The organism is Paenibacillus hamazuiensis (assembly GCF_023276405.1).
GTDB lineage: Bacteria > Bacillota > Bacilli > Paenibacillales > NBRC-103111 > Paenibacillus_AF > Paenibacillus_AF hamazuiensis.
This window is the reverse complement of the sequence record NZ_JALRMO010000001.1, coordinates 1,079,367-1,095,665: the sequence shown is the minus strand read 5'-3', so window position 1 is coordinate 1,095,665 and position 16,299 is coordinate 1,079,367. Positions and strand designations below refer to the sequence as shown.

General features: G+C 55.7%; 16 protein-coding genes. All 16 read right to left on the bottom strand.

What is annotated here, in order from left to right:
- Nucleotides 1-4: 4 nt before the first annotated feature.
- The 16 genes from MYS68_RS04435 to MYS68_RS04360 all read right to left on the bottom strand — a co-directional run bounded on the left by MYS68_RS04435 (nucleotide 5) and on the right by MYS68_RS04360 (nucleotide 16,255).
- Nucleotides 5-892 carry a carbohydrate ABC transporter permease gene (locus MYS68_RS04435; RefSeq protein WP_248924665.1) on the bottom strand — a complete coding sequence of 296 codons (888 nt, stop codon included), beginning with the start codon at nucleotides 890-892 and terminating at the stop codon, nucleotides 5-7.
- A gap of 79 nt (nucleotides 893-971) precedes the next feature.
- A complete protein-coding gene (locus MYS68_RS04430) occupies nucleotides 972-2,075 on the bottom strand; it encodes a HAMP domain-containing sensor histidine kinase (protein ID WP_248924664.1) in 1,104 nt (367 codons plus the stop codon).
- A complete protein-coding gene (locus MYS68_RS04425; RefSeq protein ID WP_248924663.1) occupies nucleotides 2,068-2,763 on the bottom strand; it encodes a response regulator transcription factor in 696 nt (231 codons plus the stop codon). The genes MYS68_RS04430 and MYS68_RS04425 overlap by 8 nt, the downstream gene beginning before the upstream one ends.
- A 184-nt stretch (nucleotides 2,764-2,947) precedes the next feature.
- The gene (locus MYS68_RS04420; RefSeq protein WP_248924662.1) at nucleotides 2,948-3,439 is read right to left on the bottom strand and encodes a VanZ family protein; all 492 of its coding nucleotides are present in this window, start codon (nucleotides 3,437-3,439) and stop codon (nucleotides 2,948-2,950) included.
- Nucleotides 3,436-4,323 carry a M15 family metallopeptidase gene (locus tag MYS68_RS04415; protein WP_248924661.1) on the bottom strand — a complete coding sequence of 296 codons (888 nt, stop codon included), beginning with the start codon at nucleotides 4,321-4,323 and terminating at the stop codon, nucleotides 3,436-3,438. Before MYS68_RS04415 ends, MYS68_RS04420 begins: the two co-directional genes overlap by 4 nt.
- A 208-nt stretch (nucleotides 4,324-4,531) precedes the next feature.
- Nucleotides 4,532-5,011, bottom strand: coding sequence for an MgtC/SapB family protein (locus MYS68_RS04410; RefSeq protein WP_248924660.1), 480 nt, complete (start codon nucleotides 5,009-5,011; stop codon nucleotides 4,532-4,534).
- Nucleotides 5,012-5,036: 25 nt separating this feature from the next.
- Nucleotides 5,037-5,969, bottom strand: a complete 933-nt coding sequence (locus MYS68_RS04405; RefSeq protein ID WP_248924659.1) for a metallophosphoesterase family protein — start codon at nucleotides 5,967-5,969, stop codon at nucleotides 5,037-5,039.
- A 13-nt stretch (nucleotides 5,970-5,982) separates the two neighbouring features.
- On the bottom strand, nucleotides 5,983-7,344 hold the full coding sequence (locus tag MYS68_RS04400; protein ID WP_248924658.1) for a sulfatase family protein: 1,362 nt from the start codon (nucleotides 7,342-7,344) through the stop codon (nucleotides 5,983-5,985).
- Between the two features lie 89 nt (nucleotides 7,345-7,433).
- A complete protein-coding gene (locus MYS68_RS04395) occupies nucleotides 7,434-8,231 on the bottom strand; it encodes an inositol monophosphatase family protein (RefSeq protein ID WP_248924657.1) in 798 nt (265 codons plus the stop codon).
- On the bottom strand, nucleotides 8,176-9,039 hold the full coding sequence (locus MYS68_RS04390) for a Cof-type HAD-IIB family hydrolase (protein WP_248924656.1): 864 nt from the start codon (nucleotides 9,037-9,039) through the stop codon (nucleotides 8,176-8,178). Before MYS68_RS04390 ends, MYS68_RS04395 begins: the two co-directional genes overlap by 56 nt.
- A 47-nt stretch (nucleotides 9,040-9,086) precedes the next feature.
- Nucleotides 9,087-9,860 (bottom strand): MgtC/SapB family protein, encoded by a 774-nt coding sequence (locus MYS68_RS04385; protein WP_248924655.1) that lies wholly within the window; start codon nucleotides 9,858-9,860, stop codon nucleotides 9,087-9,089.
- Between the two features lie 18 nt (nucleotides 9,861-9,878).
- Nucleotides 9,879-10,973, bottom strand: coding sequence for an ABC transporter ATP-binding protein (locus MYS68_RS04380; RefSeq protein ID WP_248924654.1), 1,095 nt, complete (start codon nucleotides 10,971-10,973; stop codon nucleotides 9,879-9,881).
- 7 nt (nucleotides 10,974-10,980) lie between these two features.
- The gene (locus MYS68_RS04375; RefSeq protein WP_248924653.1) at nucleotides 10,981-12,828 is read right to left on the bottom strand and encodes an ABC transporter permease; all 1,848 of its coding nucleotides are present in this window, start codon (nucleotides 12,826-12,828) and stop codon (nucleotides 10,981-10,983) included.
- Nucleotides 12,813-13,712: a sugar phosphate isomerase/epimerase family protein gene (locus MYS68_RS04370; RefSeq protein WP_248924652.1), complete on the bottom strand. Its 900-nt coding sequence runs from the start codon at nucleotides 13,710-13,712 to the stop codon at nucleotides 12,813-12,815. Before MYS68_RS04370 ends, MYS68_RS04375 begins: the two co-directional genes overlap by 16 nt.
- Nucleotides 13,713-13,753: 41 nt before the next feature.
- Nucleotides 13,754-14,983 (bottom strand): ABC transporter substrate-binding protein, encoded by a 1,230-nt coding sequence (locus tag MYS68_RS04365; protein WP_248924651.1) that lies wholly within the window; start codon nucleotides 14,981-14,983, stop codon nucleotides 13,754-13,756.
- A gap of 60 nt (nucleotides 14,984-15,043) precedes the next feature.
- The gene (locus MYS68_RS04360) at nucleotides 15,044-16,255 is read right to left on the bottom strand and encodes an ABC transporter substrate-binding protein (RefSeq protein ID WP_248924650.1); all 1,212 of its coding nucleotides are present in this window, start codon (nucleotides 16,253-16,255) and stop codon (nucleotides 15,044-15,046) included.
- Nucleotides 16,256-16,299: the final 44 nt, after the last annotated feature.

Below are 16,299 nucleotides of genomic sequence, written 5' to 3'. Positions count from 1 at the left end.
CCCGCTATTCCATGAACTGCCGGAAACGGCGTTCAAGCGCAAACAAAGCCAGCACAACAAGCAAGATGCACATCACCATCATCGTCGCGGCCGCCGTCAACTTCTGAATATCCAGCGACATAAACGTATTGTTCATATAGTGCTGGAGCATATATATGCTGTCGTGCGGATAATCGCCTGCGATCAAGTACGTTTCGCGAAACACTTTGAACGAATTGACGATGGACATAACGACGACAAAGAACATCGTCGACGTTAAATAAACGAGCGTAATGCTGCGGAACTGCCACAACCGGCTTGCGCCCTCCACTTTCGCGGTTTCGTAATAATCTTTCGGAATTTGCTGCAATCCGGCCAAAAATAAAATGATGTTGTAGCCGGCGTTTTTCCACAAATAAACGACCATCACCACATTGCGCGCCGCTTCGCTCTTCATCCAGTCTGCACGGCCGGATCCTAAAAAGCTGAGCCAGGCGTTAAGGGAACCGTTCCAGTCGAACAGGATTTGCCAAATGACGATAATCGAAGCTGCGGGCACGACAAGCGGCAGCACATAAGCGGTTCTGAGCGCATTGCGCATGTACACATTTTGGTTCAACAGCATCGCCAAGCCCAGGGATATCGCAACAATGAGCGGAACCGTGACCGCGGTGAAATAAAACGTGTTGAACACCGCATTGCGAAACGAGTCGCTAGCGAGCAGCCCGCGGTAATTGTCCAATCCGACGAACCGATCGTCAACCGCGTTATCCATAAAAGAGAAGCCGACACCCTGGGCGAACGGAATCAGGTAAAACAGCGCAAAGCCCACCAGGCTCGGCGCAAGAAACATCCACGCCGCGGCGGAGTCGTTATTCCTGAAATAAACACGCCAAAAACCCCATTTCTTCATTTTCGTTTCCTCCTGCCCTTCACGTACAAAGAATAGGAAAAACTTTTTAAAAAGAAATGGGGGAATGTTTAAATTTCCCTTAAATTGTCTGCATTCCTCGCGGCAGCCGTACTTCAAAAACGGTACGGATCAAGCTGCTGTCGGCGGTGATCGTTCCGTTATGCTGCATGACGATATTTTTCGAAATAAATAAACCGAGACCCGTGCTGTTCTCCCGATGAGTCCGCGATTTGTCGCCGGTATAAAACATATCGAATATATGCGGCAGCTCGTCCGGATGGATGCGATCCCCGTAGTTGATCACCTGAACTACGGCTTCGTCTTCTTCAAGGAAAGCATGAATATCGACAAACTGACCGTCGCTGCCGTACCGAATCGCATTGGTCAGCAAATTTTCAAACACGCGCGCCAGCAAGTCGCCGTCGCCCGAAATGATCAGATGCTGAGTAACGTGCAATCGGGCTTCCAGTTGATTTTTCTCAAAAACCGGAAATAATTCTTCGCTTAGCTGCGTCAGCAGCTCGGTTAGATCGATCGGCCGTTTTTCGACAGGCAGCATGCCGTAATTCATTCTCGTGATTTCGAACAATTCGTCGATCAGCTTCTCCAGACGTTGGGACTTGGCGAAAGCGATGCCCGCATAATGCCGGGCCTGCTCTTTGGTCAATTGCTCGTCCTTAAGAATGAAGTCCAGATACCCGATAACGGAAGTGAGCGGCGTACGCAAATCATGGGCCAAATTGAGCACGAGCTGATCTTTGCTGCTCTCGGCAAAATCTCCTCTCGCCACCGCTTGTTTCAGCTTCTCCCCGGCCAGATTGATATCCGCCGCAATATCCCCGAACTCGTCCCGGGACGCAACCGAAACCCGCTTGTCGAAATCGCCGTTGGCGAGATGACGAATCCCCGCCGAAATTTCATTAAAATACGCCGCATAAGGCTTCGTAAGCAGGAAGAAAAACAAAACCGCCAGCGGGATAAAAAATAGCAGGAAGAAATTGATATCCCCGACCGTTCTTATGAACAAGCGGACATAAGCCAGCGGATCTTCGAATTTGACCTGGGTGCGGTAGTAATATTGGAGAATTTTGTACAGCGCGTAAGTGATGATGCCGGATATGAGCATGCTTAAGCCGAACAGCGCGATCATTTTGGAGCGGAAGCTTCGCATCATGTTAGCCATTGAACGTATAGCCTACCCCCCAAACCGTTTTGATCAGCTTGTTTTTGTTCGTATCGTCGCGCAGCTTTTTCCGCAATGTCCGGATATGGACCATAACCGTATTGCCGCTTTCAAAGTAGGCCTCGCCCCATACGTGCTGAAAAATATTTTCCGTGCTGAACACCTTCTTCGGGTAACTGGCCAGCAAGTACAAAATATCAAATTCCTTGGGCGTCAGCTCGATCGTTTCGCCGTACAGGGTCACAGTGCGCCGATCGGGGTAAATGACCAATCCTCCTGCTTCCAGCACGGATTTGCCGGCATGCGCCGGTTGATTCATCTGCATATAACGGCGAAGGTGGGCGTTTACGCGCGCGATCAGCTCCATCGGGTTGAACGGCTTGGTCATGTAATCGTCCGCGCCTCTCACCAGCCCTGCGATTTTGTCAAGGTCGGACGTTTTCGCGCTCAAAAAGATGATCGGCATCTGATGGTGCTCCCGAATTTGCCGGATGACTTCATAACCGTCCAGCTTCGGCATCATAATATCCAATATCGCCAGATCCACGGGATGCGCCGAAACCGCGTGAACGGCTTCCTGCCCGTCCGACGCTTTTATGACATCGTATCCTTCTTTTTCCAAATGCAGTTCGATCAGGTCCGCGATTTCCGCCTCATCGTCAGCAATCAGAACCGTAGCCCGCTTCATTGTATCCATCCTCTCTATCGTGCACATTGCAACTATTATAGCAGATTCATTCCGGGCATACCCTTTTGCCGGCAGCTTGTTTTAGCTAGAATACACCTGAATAAGCAAGAAAGGCTGCTGAGCAATCGCTCAACACCCTTTCGTTTAACGGAGCAATCACCATTCTCTTTCAAATGCAAGGACTTCAAATACGAACCGAAAGACGGCCGAATAACTTGTACCCCATATAACCGATGAGCCCTCCGGCAGAATTGAGGATCAGATCGTCGATATCAAATCGTCCTATGGAGAATAAGGCTTGTGACAATTCCAGGATGAGACTTAATCCGAAAGCGCGCAGAAACATTCCAGCCAAACTTATGCGTTTATTTTTGGAAAAAATGCCGACAAATATCCCGAGCGGCATAAATATGGCGATATTCCCCGCCAAATTGATCAAATCGTGCGCCGATAAAACGTGTAGCGACCTGAATATTTCTTTTAAGGGAATCAGGTTTCCGTGATGCAAACTAACGGCGATATCTTCCGCCTGCACCGACCCCATGGCAAGCTGCCGCCATAAAAAACGCAAATTCACGGGGCCGAACTTAAACAAAATAATTTTGAACAAAACATACAAATAAAAGGCGAACAGGGCCAAGTTGACGGCATCTTTCCGCAAGCCCCCCGGCTTCATGACGATGGATCCTTATCTGTTCCGAGTTCCGCCGTAACGATGACGCCGTCCATATTGTTGCCTGAAATCTCATAGCGGGCGTTGGCCGGCACCCGGACGGTTGTATTTGGAGGGACGGGGTAATAAGTGACCGTATACGTTTGACGACCGATATTTTTTGTCACCGTCTTGCGTTCCTTCAAGAAATCCAAATATTGCTCGAGCACCATATCGTTTTCCTGCATGATGGCGCTGTGCGGCAATCCGACATAACGAAAATGCCACGGCTCGTACTGAATGCCCGTGATATCCGTCTTATCCTTCGGGTAACGTAAAACAAATCCGTGTTTCCACGCATTTTTTTTCAGCCATTGGCCTTCCGGCGCCCGATTCATCTCCCCCTGCGTCGATCCGATGTCCAGCGACAAACCTAAATTATGCTCGCTGTACCCGGCCGGCATCGCATAAGCCGCTCCCATTTCCCGATAAAGCCGGGTTTGTTCCTTGCTGTCCCGGTAGCCGCTGTTAATTAAAAAATGACGGACGCCGTCTTTCGAGGCAGCCTGGGTCATCGCAGAAAACCTTTGCACCATACTCCTCGACAGCCGGATCGTGTTATCCGATAAACCGAACCCCTGTACAAGCTCCTTATGCTGAAACAAATTGACGGCTTCGGACTCGACAGCTCCTTCGGGGACAGGATGGTCTTTGTTGACCAACAGAAGGTCCCCTTTGTATATTTGGTCCTTGGCAATGCGAACCGTTAGCTCTTTCCCGTTTGGTATGGCCGATTTTTGTTGGCCGGGGTTCATATCGCTCCTTAAACGGTTTACGATGGACGGATGCTGAGCCGCCGCATAACCGATGAGCGCCAATATCGCCAAGAAAAATAACCGTTTTTTCATCTCATATGGCCTCCCCGCAGTGATTCCACTACAGGTTAGGAGAAAATATTTAAAAGAAAATAGAATAAACTTAAAATTTTTCTTAAATTCGTCATAGCGACCTAGGGTGGAGCAATACCGCGACAACGAAAAAAAGCGATGGTTGGTTCCCATCGCTCATCTTAGTCTACAAGAGTTTAGCATTGTAATTCCGATTTCGCCCCGCCCCTCACCGGTCGGGCCGCTCGAATCTTTTCAGCACAAGCTGCACGAGCAGCACCATCGCGGCCAGGACGACCGCGCAGAAGAAAAAGCCGGCTCCCACGCATAAGCCGGTCGCGGCAACGACCCATACCGATGCCGCCGTCGTCAGCCCGAACACCGCTTTGCCTTTGGTAAAAATAACGCCGGCCCCGAGAAAGCCCATGCCGCTGATCACTTGTGCCGCAAGCCGCGAAGGATCGGCGAGCAGGTTCGGCTCCACGCTCGGATCGCCCGGATGGTTGATCGGGTCGGCATGCAGACCGCCGAACCCGTATATCGATAAAATCATCAGCAAAGCCGCGCCGATGCTGACCAAAATATGCGTGCGAAAGCCGGCGCTGCGCTGCTTCCAGCCTCTTTCGAACCCGACGGCTCCGCCCAGGGCAGCCGCCAGCAGCAGCCTTAATGCAATCTCCATGTACCCGATATGCCAGACGCCGCTCAAAGCGCACTCCCCTTTTCTTTCAGCCTCATATAAGCCGGAAATCCTCCGGTTCATGCTCAGTCGGTGCCATGATCGTCTTCCCGTTTTCGAGGCGCTGCCAAAGCTCGAAGGTGCGCCGCCCTTCGTACAGACGAACTACCCGCGCGCCGCGCTCGTATTCGTCCGGCCCTTTGGCCCCGATACCGCTTGCCCTGGCGTAGCAGAGACGGATGCCGTACAAATCGCCGTAATAATCGTTAAGATGGCAGTGCCCGGCGAAAGTGCCCATCATGCCGCCCGATTCCACCAGCGCCGCAAACAATCCGGAGTTGATTTTCGGACAGTCGGTCTCTTTGAGCTTGTTGCCGTAGCATACGCAGCGGTCCCACACCTCTTTATATTCCGGCAGCGGGATGTGGAAAAAAGCGAGCGAAGGGAGCGGCTTTCCGCCGCCCGCCGCAGCCAGCTTTTCCGCTTCCCTGCGGTACCATTCGATTTGACTGGAGTGAATCCACTCCGTTCCCCCGAAGGGCATCGCCGTTTTGCCGCCGGAATCGAACATGAACAGTGCCGCCGCCGGACGGGTCGAACGGAAGCCGCGCACGGGGAGCACGTAATTGGACCACCCCCGCACCTTTTCGGGCCCGGCCGAATACAGCGAATGCGGCAGACGACGCAGCATCGCGGCAAACAGCAGCGGGTGAATGCCGCATTCATGCTCGTGATTGCCGAGCACAAAAGCCCAGGGCACCCCGGCTTCGCAAATGGGCGATACGGCGCGTTCGAAAGCGGCCAACGGCTCGGCGCATTCCTTTTTGTCGATCACATCGCCGGTGATCGCGACGAGATCCGGATTCTCCGCTTCAAGCACGCTGCGGATGAACCTTTCGGTACGGGTGTCGAGCGGCCCGCCGTCCTTCCAATGCAAATCGGTCAGCTGCACGATGGTGAACGATCCGTCTTCCCGGAAAGAAAGCATTCCCGGCCCCCCTCTAAAACGGATTTGTCCGCGCGGGCAGCGTATCTTCCGTCTCCATCAGCCGCCGCAATAACCGCATTGTCAAATCCGCCCGAATTTCGGCATAGCCGGGATCGTCCCACACGTTGACGGTCTGCTCCGGGTCCTTGTTCAAATCGAACAGTTCCCCCTGCTCCCGATCGCTCCATACGGTCATCCGGTAGTCAAGGCTGCGCAGCGTTTTTTCAAATACTTCCGTCGCATCCATACGGGATAACTCTATATTATTTTCCACCAGAGCGAAAGGGGCTCGCCCGGGATCTGCGCCCTCAAGCAGCGGCAGCAGGCTGCGGGCCTGCATCGAAGAGGGCTGCATGCTTCCGGTCAAATCCAAAATGGTCGGAGCCAGGTCGAACAGCTGCACCACGTCTTCGATCACGGCGCCCCGCTTCGCCATGCCCGGAACCCGCAAAAGCATCGGGATGCGGATGCTTTCGTCCTCGGGCCTTCCCTTCCCCCAGCGGCCGCAATCGCCCAAAAACTCCCCGTGATCGCTGGCGAACAGCACCGCCGTATTTGCCGCGAGGCTCGACTCGTCGAGGCAGCGAAGCAGCTCGCCGATGCAGTCGTCAACATGCGAAACGAGCGTATAATAGGCCGCTTTTTTGCGGCGGACGCGGTCCTCTTCCTCCGGGGCAACGGTGCATTTTTTCGGCAAAGGGAGCGCCTGCGGGTCGCAGCGTCCGGCAAGATCCGAGGGCATGATGAACGGGGAATGCGGGTCGAAAAAGCTGGTCCACAGCATGAAAGGCGAGGAGCCGCGGCTTCGTAAAAATTCAAGCGATGCCTCGCACACCCACCGGCTGTGCGAAGCTGCGGCCGGGAAGGCGCCGACCGAGGTACTGTCGTCGGTGCGGCGAAGCCTCCTGACCGAACCCGGCTCGACGCGGATCGCTTCGGCGTATTGCGGATAACGCCGCTCTACCCACTGTGTATAAGGATCGCGGTATGTCCCGCGTTCGTCGGTCACCAGCAGCGTGCGATAGCCGTAACTCGGGTGCGGGACGGTGTGATCGCGGTACGTATGGTTTTGCACGTGAAGCTTGCCGATATGAGCCGTATGGTAGCCGCGTTGGCTTAATAGGTGCGGAAAAGTTACCTCTTGCTCGGAAAGCCGGACGCCGCCGCCCCGCACCCTGTGCGCATGCGGGAAACGTCCGGTCAGGAGGGACGCCCGGGCCGGCATGCAGGCGGGAGCGTTCGTAAAAGCGTTCGCGAATCTGACGCCCTCGCGGGCGAGCCGGTCCATATGCGGGGTGCGGACGAACGGGTTGCCCATGCAGGACAAGGCATCCCAGCGCAGCTGGTCGACCGTGATCAGCAAAATGTTCATCATGTAGAATGATCGCCTCCGTTTACCCGGGATAGATCCGGTTTCTTTCCGTTGCGCCTCCATGGCGCGAAGGTCCGTTTCCCTTGCAATCGTTATGACAAGCAGCGCAGAAAAGGCTCGTGAATATGCCCGTTGCTTCCCGCCACGTCCGTTGTCTGCAGGGTATACGCGCCGCCTCCCGTATCCGTCACGGTCCCTCCTGCCTCCCGAATGAGGAGAACACCGGCGGCGATATCCCATGCGTTCAGGCCGTTTTCCCAAAAGCCGTGCAGCCTCCCCGCAGCGACGTAGGCCAAGTGCCGCGCCGCCGATCCGAGCGAGCGGATTGTGCGGCACTTTTCGAGCAGATTGCCGAGCCCGCGGTAAACCTCCCGGCGCGCCTCCATCTTCGACGGGAAGCCGGTCGCTATGACGCTGCGGGCCAGCTCCGCCGTGGCGGACACCCGGATCGGCCGGCCGTTCAGGAACGCGCCCTTGCCTTTTTCCGCCCAAAACAGTTCGTCCGCGCAAGGGTCGTAAACGACGCCGAGCTCAAGCTCCCCGAAGCAGGCAAGCGCAATGGATACCGTGAACCCAGGAATGCCCTGCACGAAGTTGCTCGTGCCGTCGATCGGATCGACGATCCACAGGTAAGGCACCTCCTTCGCTTCCTCTAAAAATTCGGCCATTGACCTCCCGCTAACAAACGATTCCTCTTCGCCAAGAAACCGGTGTTCCGGATATTTCTCCAAAATGCCGCCGCGGATCAAACGCTCGGACTCTTTATCGACCTCCGTCACCACGTCGAAAGCGGAACTTTTCTCCTCGGTCGCGAATCCGCTGTCCAGCTTCAGCCTAATCATGGCTCCCGCCGTTTTCGCTATCGCTTGCGCTGTCTCCAAATGGCTCATCCACGCTCACCCCCCTCTTCCTGAAAAAATCTTTGATAATCGCGGCAATCGCGTGCTGCTCGTGATGAACCGTGACGTCGTCCGCCGCTTTTTTCAGATCGGGATGCGCGTTTTCCACCGCAAAGCCGCAGTCGGCCTGCTCGACGAGCGACACGTCGTTCAAATTGTCGCCGACGGCCATCGTATACACATTCTCGAGCCGGAGAATCCGGATCAGCTCCAGCAGCGCAGTGCCTTTGGACACGTCGGGAGGCAACACTTCCAAATAGTTCCACTCGGAATACACCATTCCGCACTCCATGCCGCTGTCCTTCACCATCTGCTCGTACGCTGTCAGCTTCTGCAGATCGGAACAGATGAACAGCAGCTTCGTGATGCGGTCCAACACGGTTCGTTCGGAGAGCGGCTTGCAGACGACGCCGTCCTTGCGTTCGTGGCGCTCGACCACCTCGTTGCGCGACGGTGTATACACCTTCCCATCCCGGTACACGAACAACCCGGTGTCGGCGGTAAGACCGTCCAGCATCCGTTCCCACAGATTCTGCGTCAGAGGCAGGTGCTTCTCGTACAGCACCTCCCCCGTAGCCGGGCTGTAAATGCGCGCGCCGTTGTACAAAATGACCGGCACGTCGAGATTCAGCTGCTCGACAAACGGAGCGACCGACTCCTCCATCCGTCCCGTCGCTAAAGTAAAGATGCCGCCGAGCTCGCGAAATGCGTTGATCGCCGCCAGGTTCTGCCGGCTGATCTGCTGCTCCTTGTCGAGCAGAGTGCCGTCCAAATCCGATATCAATAAAGTTCCATTCATGAGCACATCCACCTATCTATCCGTCTATGGAATTGTCGTCCGTCCGGTTACAGGGAAAGCGAGTTTCCTTCGCCGCCGGCCGGCTGTTTCTTTCTCACCCCGAAATGCGCCGCTTCCACCGCCGTCACGAATTCCATCGCGAAAATAGCCTCGAACGCCTGCGCCAGCTTTTCCGGGGTATTCGATTTTAACGTAAAGCTGAGGTGCATCAGCGGCGACGGCGAGTCCCCGGCCGGTTGGTCTTCATGCCGCATTTTCACATTCGCTATTTGAATGTCGCATTCTCCGAATGCCGACGCGATCCGGCCGAGCGCCCCGGGAAAATCGTGCACCTCCACGTTGACCTCCTGGGGCCTTCGGTGCCAAAGCAGATGTTTTTCCCATTTGTTGAGCAGATACAGGCTGACCAGAACAAGAAAGGTGCCGATCAGGGCGCCGGTGAAAAAACCTGCGCCGACGCAAAGTCCGATCGCGGCCACGACCCAAATCGAGGCGGCGGTCGTCAGCCCCTTGATCACGCTGCCGTTGCGCAAAATCGCCCCCGCCCCGAGAAAGCCGATGCCGCTGATCACCTGGGCGGCGAGCCGGGCCGGGTCGACGCGCACGTTCGTCTCGTTCACAAACTCGGAAAACCCGTATATCGAGAGCAGCATGATCGTCGCCGAACCCAGACAAACGAGAATATGGGTGCGGAAACCGGCCGCATGATTGCTCCATTCCCTTTCCATCCCGATCGCTCCGCCCAGCACGGCCGCGAGCACCATCCGCAGGAACAGCTCCAGGTGGGTAATGTGCCAAATATCGCCGCTTACCGCCGTCATAGGTTTCTCCCTCCGCGCTTACCTTGCGATCAGCTTTCCGGTATCTTTGGCGTACACGTTGACCTTCTCCGGCGGAAACTTGATGTATACCATCTTGCCGATCGGCAGCTCGATATCCCCCATCACCTTGGCCATGATGCTGAAATCGCCGTTGATCGTCAGCTGAAACAGCGTCTCCGAGCCGGCCGGCAGCACGGAATAGACGCTGCACAGCACGCCGCCCTCGATCGGTTCGGGCGATACCTGAATATCCTCGGGATAAACCGCCAGCGTCACTTTTCCCGAGTAATCCGCCGCCGACGGCAGCGTCAGGCGGCCGAGCGCCGATTCGGTCACGAGCTGCCCGTTTTGGAACAGGCAATCCGCGTCGATGAAGTTGATTTTCGGGTTGCCGATAAAATCGGCGACGCGAATGTCGGCCGGCCTGCGGTAAATGCCCTTCGGCGTGTCCAACTGCACGAGATTGCCTTCGAAGAAAATCGCGATTTTGGTCGACAGCGTCAGCGCCTCGACCTGATCGTGCGTGACGTAGATGATCGTCGTCTTCAAATCGCGGTGCAGCCGCTTCAGCTCCGCTCTCATCTCGAGCCGCAGCTTGGCGTCGAGGTTCGAGAGCGGCTCGTCGAGCAGCAAAATTTTCGGCTCGGTGACGATCGCCCGGGCGATCGCCACCCGCTGCTGCTGGCCGCCGGAAAGCTCCGACGGATAGCGGTCGCGGTATTTGCCGATTTGCATTTTTTCCAGCGCGTTCTCCACCCGCTCGCGGATTTCCAGCTTCGGCACCTTGCCGATATTCAGGCCGAACGCGACGTTTTCGAATACCGTCATATGCGGCCACAGCGCATAGCTTTGGAACACCAGATTCAGTCCGCGCTTCGACGGCGGCGCGTAATAATAGTTGTCGCCGTTGACGACTTCCTTTCCGCCGATCGTGATGATGCCCCGCTCCGGATTTTCCAGGCCGGTGATGACTCTGAGCGTTGTCGTTTTGCCGCAGCCGGACGGTCCGAGCAGCGTCATGAAGTCGCCTTCCTCGATCACCAGATCAAGATCCTTTAAAATATGGTTGTTGTCGAAATATTTGTTGATGCTTTTCAGCTCGATTCTGCTCATGTTAGCCTTAACCTCCTATGCCCTTGGAAAGATCCGCTTTCAAAAACTTCGTCGCCAGGAAATGGGTGATCAGGATGATCGCGATGATGATCAAGATGATCGCGTCGGCAAATTGCTGGTACCCCTTTTCCGCATAACGGAACGTGAGCGTCGTCAGCGTGCCCGTATTCGGTGTGACAAGCAGCACGATCAGATCGAGCTCCTTCATGGCACTGACGAACAGCAGCAGAAACGCGCTGACGACGCCTTTGCGGCTGAGCGGCACCATGATCCGGATAAACCGGCGAAACCACGAGGCGCCCTGCAGTTTGGCCGCTTCCTCCAGCTCGCCGCTGATCTGGAACATCGTGCTCAGACCCGAGCGGGTCGCAAACGGCAGCTCCTTGACGATCGTGATCAGAATCACGAGCGTCAGCGTCCCATACAGCGCGGGAAGCAAAAACCGGGGCTGGGCGAACATCGACAAGTAAATCGCGGCGAACGAGATGCCCGGGATCAAATAAGGCAGGAACGATAGCTGCTCGACCACTTTGGACGACAGCGTTTTTCTCGCCTTCGTGATGATGTAGCCGAAGACGAGGCCGATGACGGCGGCGACGCTGGCGGCAATAAAGGCGATTTTCAGCGAGTTTTTCAGGGCGAGGCCGATCCCGTCGTTTTTCAGGACGCCGACTTCCCCGGAAGCGATGTTCGACATCGAATCGCCGACCCAGAAATGCGTCGTGAAGTTGGCCCAGCTGTAATCCCCGTCCTTGAGCATAAACGACTGCAGCAGCAGGAGCAGGAGCGGGAACAGCGCCGCCGAGAACATGAACAGCAGAACGGCGATAACCGCCGGATATTTCCAACGCCCGAGCGGCGTCATGTTTTTGCGCGAATCTTTGCCGCCGATCGTCGCGTAGCTTTTGCGCTTGCCGATGGCGCGCTGGTTGATATAAATCGTGATCGACGAGATTGCGATCAGGATGATGCTGAGCACGTAGGCGTCGGAGATCATCCGGTTTTTCATGCTGCCGTACAGCATCGTCGCAATCGTATAGTACTTGACGGGAAGGCCGAGGAAAGCCGCCACGCCGAACGTGCCCATGCTCTTGGAGAAGGTCAGGATGAGCGCCGACAAAATCGCTGGCGTCACGAGCGGGAACGTCACCTTGCGCAATATCGTCAACCGGCTCGCCCCCATAATGTCGGCCGCTTCCTCCAGGCTGCTGTTGATCGAGCTTAAAGCAACGGCAATCAGCAGGTAAAAAAACGTGTAATAATGCGCCGTGAGGTTGAGCGTGATCGGCAAAAATCCGTACGACAGCCAGTCCGGCGGGTTGAAGCCGAACACGTACTGCAGCAGGCCCTGGCTGCCGCCGATCCGGTCGTTTTTGAACACGACAAGCCAGGCGAACGCCTTGATCCAGGAAGGCAGCATATAAGGGATGATCGCCAGAAAGCCGATCGTTTTTTTCAGCGGAATGTCCGTCCTCGTCACAAGCCACGCCAGCGTTCCTCCGACGATCATCGATAGAACGGAAACCCAGATCGCGATGTTGAAGGAATTAAGCAAGGGCTTGTAAAAAATCGATTCGCTCAAGTCGCTCGCCACGACGTGGGCCCAGTGGTACAGCGTCAGCTCTCCGGGCCGGGCGCTGCGCACCGCGCGCACGTCCTCCGGATGCCAGGTGAACGTATGGGAGACGATTTCCCACATCGGTATGACGATCGTGTAGCAAAGGAACAAAAAAGCCAAAATGCTGATCAAATGAACCGGGTTCGTCAGTATGCTTTTCGTCATATTGACGAGGCGCACGGCGTTGAAACGGGAAGCCGGCTTCGAATATTCCAGATGATTCACGGGCGGTTGCACCTCTCTTCAGCCTCCTTGACGCGCTGCACCGAAGCCAGCACATGCTCGCTCGCGCTGCGCCGCGTTTCGAATTTATCGAGTGTCAGTTCCAGATTGTAAATGCCTTGATAACCGGCCTTGTGCAGCGCATCGACGTACAGCTCCAGAGGCAGGCTGCGCTCCTCCGTGAGCGGATTGTGCGTGCCGGACTCGCCGATACCGTGAATGTGCGTATGGAATACCTTTTCCAGAAATCCCGCCTCGGGCAACTCGTCAAAATGCCGGTCCGGCGCGTGCTTCAGCCCTTTTTCGCTCAGCAGGTTCGAGTAATAATGCCCCATGTCAAAGCAGATGCCCACCGCCGGATGATCGATTTCTTCCACCATCCGGACGACGCCGCGGATCGAATCGCCGGGGTCGACCTTGCCCGCCTTCTTACGGTTGTTTTCCACGGCGAATCGTAGAGGCAGCTCCTCCGCGTCCACCATGGCGGTCCATTCCCGCAGCAGCTTGACCGTTTTCCGGTGCAGCTCCTCTTCGGAGCCGGTTTTGGCGTCGAACGCGTGCAGCGTCATCGTCAGCCGGTCCTGGTATTTGTGAAAATGTTTCAAAATGTGCGCCATCGAAGGGTACGTTTCGATAAACCGCGTCCCCGGATGCTCTCCCGCCACGTGACCATGGATCGTCAGCCGAAGCCCCATCGACCAGATCAGGTCGATCATCTCCTGATAGGACTGAGGGTCGGCCCCTCGGGGGAGAATTCTCACCTCGATGGAGCCGATCCCGCTTACTTTAAGCGCTTGCAAAAACTGCCCGGCATTCTCGTAATTCGCAATAAGATCGTTCGTGCCGCTGCGGCTCGGTTTGCCTAAAAATACCGGAGCCTGAATGGAAAATCCCAGCATTGCCGCTTCCACTCCCATCTTTCGTATATGTGATTATGCTCTTACTGGTTTTTCAGCCAAAACTCTCTGAACTTGGTGTAGTTGTTGTAAAAAAACTCCGAGTCATAGTCCCACACCTTGATTTTATCGAGCGGCGGCTGATCGGAGCGTCCGTTGTCCGTTCTCGCCGACCACGAGCCGGTGACGTTAAACGGCTTGAAGCCTTCGCCTTTGCCGTCCGCTTCGCCGGCCATCCAGCGGATCATCAGCTTGGCCGCATTCGGGTTCGGCGCGTTGTTCGCCACGTACAGGTAGCTTGGTCCGACGACGGAAAGTCTCGGCTTGATATCGTAGGTTGTGGCGATTTTCAGACCCTTCTCGGCGATATCCCGCTGCTTGCTGGAAGCGCTGACTGCAATCGGCGGCTTGGTCTGGCCTTTTGCGCCGACGGCGTCGACCGCTTCGTCGCTCGATTTGACGAGAATCGGATCGTTTTTCAGCAGCCGCTTGAAAAACTCGTAGCCGGCGTTTTCCGTGCCGTTCAGCTCGATGTCCTTGCCGAACTTCTCCTTGTACGCCGCTTTCATTTCATCGGCATGCTGGATGACCGCGAGAAAATCGTCCATCGTATCCGCCGATTGGACCGGGTCCTCAAGAATGACCTTCCCTTTCCATTCCGGCGTCGTCAAATCCCACCAGTTTTTCACCGGCGGTTCCTTGTAAACTTCCGTATTATAATAGAAGGCGCGGAGCGAGACGTACGGGACAAGCCCCGGGCTTTTGCTCTTGTAGGGCTCGATCATTTTGTCGGTAAGATCCTTCGGCATATATTTGTGGGCGTAGCCTTTGCTGAGCAGCTCGGTCGATACCGTGCCCGCCGCGTCCTTCAGGAACAAAACGTCCGCATTGTAGACGTTCGCCCCCTGCTCGCGCATCGTTTTTTCGACGATATCGTTGGTCGTCAGATTGTAAGCCTCCACCTTGATGCCGGGATATTTCGCTTCGAAGGATGCTTTCACATCTTTAATCCGGCTCGATTGGGAGTAGACGACGACTTTTCCTTCCTGCTTCGCTTTTTCGTACAATTCCTCTACCGTTTCCGTTTTGTTCAGACCGACCTTCTCCGCCCACTCGGCGTTTTTGCCGCCCGCATTCGATCCGCCGGCTCCGCTTTTGTTCTCCCCGCCTGTTCCCGTGCCGGCGGCTCCTCCGCACGCGCTGAGCGCCATCATTGCGCAGACGACCAGAACGGACGCCAACGCCTTGCTTTTTCCTTTAAAAGCTTTTTTCATCGCTTAACAGCCTCCCTTTTTTTCATTCGACGGAACGAAGATCTGCTGCAAAAACGAACATCATTGCTGCTTAAGCCAAAAATCTCTTACCTTCACCGCATTTTCATAGTTGAATGCAGGGTCGTATTTCCAAACGTTCAGCTTGCCGAGCGGAAGCTGCTCTCCCGGCCTTACGTCGCTGCGCGTCGGCCACGCTCCCGGAATATTAAACGGGTTCAGCCCCGCCGCCTTGCCGTCAGCCTCCCCGGCCATCCAGCGGATCAGCAGCTTCGCCGCATTCGGATGCGCCGACTGATCGCCGACAAACAGCAGCGCCTGCTCGACGTGCGACACTTTCGGCTTGATGTCGTACGATACGCCGAGCTTCAGGCCTTGGCTTTGCCCTTCGCGCAGCTTGGTCGTGACGGTCAGACCGACGGGAGGTTTGCTTTGGCCCGGCTTGCCGATCGCCTTGACGACGTCTCCGCCGGAATTCGACAGCACGGGATCGTTTTTCGCCAGCCTGCGTATAAATTCGTACCCGGCGTTCGGCGAATCGCCAAGCTCGATATCCTTGCCGAATTTTTCTTTGTAGGCTTGTTTCATATCGTCCGCATTTTGCACGAAAGCAAGCAGCAGATCCATCGTATCGGCCGACTTCAGCGGGTCGCTGATCATTACCCGTCCCTTCCATTCCGGCGTTGTGAGATCCCACCAGTTTGAAATCGGGGGAGCCGGATAAGCGTCGGTATTGTAGAAAATGCCGCGCGCCTCCAGGTAAGGCACGAGACCCTCAACCTGGGTTTTGTAAGGCTCCGTCATTTTGTCGGTAATGTCGGAAGGCTTATACGAGTGGACGATGCCTTTTTTCAGCAGCTCCATCGTAAACGATCCGCCCACATCTTTGGCAAAAACGACATCGGCGTTGTACACCCCGGCGCCGTGCTCGCGCACCAGCTTCTCCAGCATGTCGACCGAGCTGATGTTGTACGCCTCGACCTTCACACCCGGATATTTGGCTTCGAACGAATCCTTCACGTCGCTGATCCGGCTCGATTGGGAGTAGATGACGACCTTCCCTTCCTCCTTGGCCTTCGCATACAGCTCTTCGGGTTTTTCCGTCTTGTTCAGCCCGGCTTTTTCCGCCCAGGCGGAAGCTTTCGCCGGCTGTCCGGCGTTTGTTCCCGCTTTGCCGCCGCTGTCTCCCCCGCCGGCCGGCGTATTGCCGCACGCCGCGAGCAGAAGAAGCGCAAGCAGAGAAATGGCTGTGGAGCATGCATGTTTTCGTTTCACGTTGACCCCTCCTTTTTCAAACTGCAAAGTAAGCGTTTTCTTAC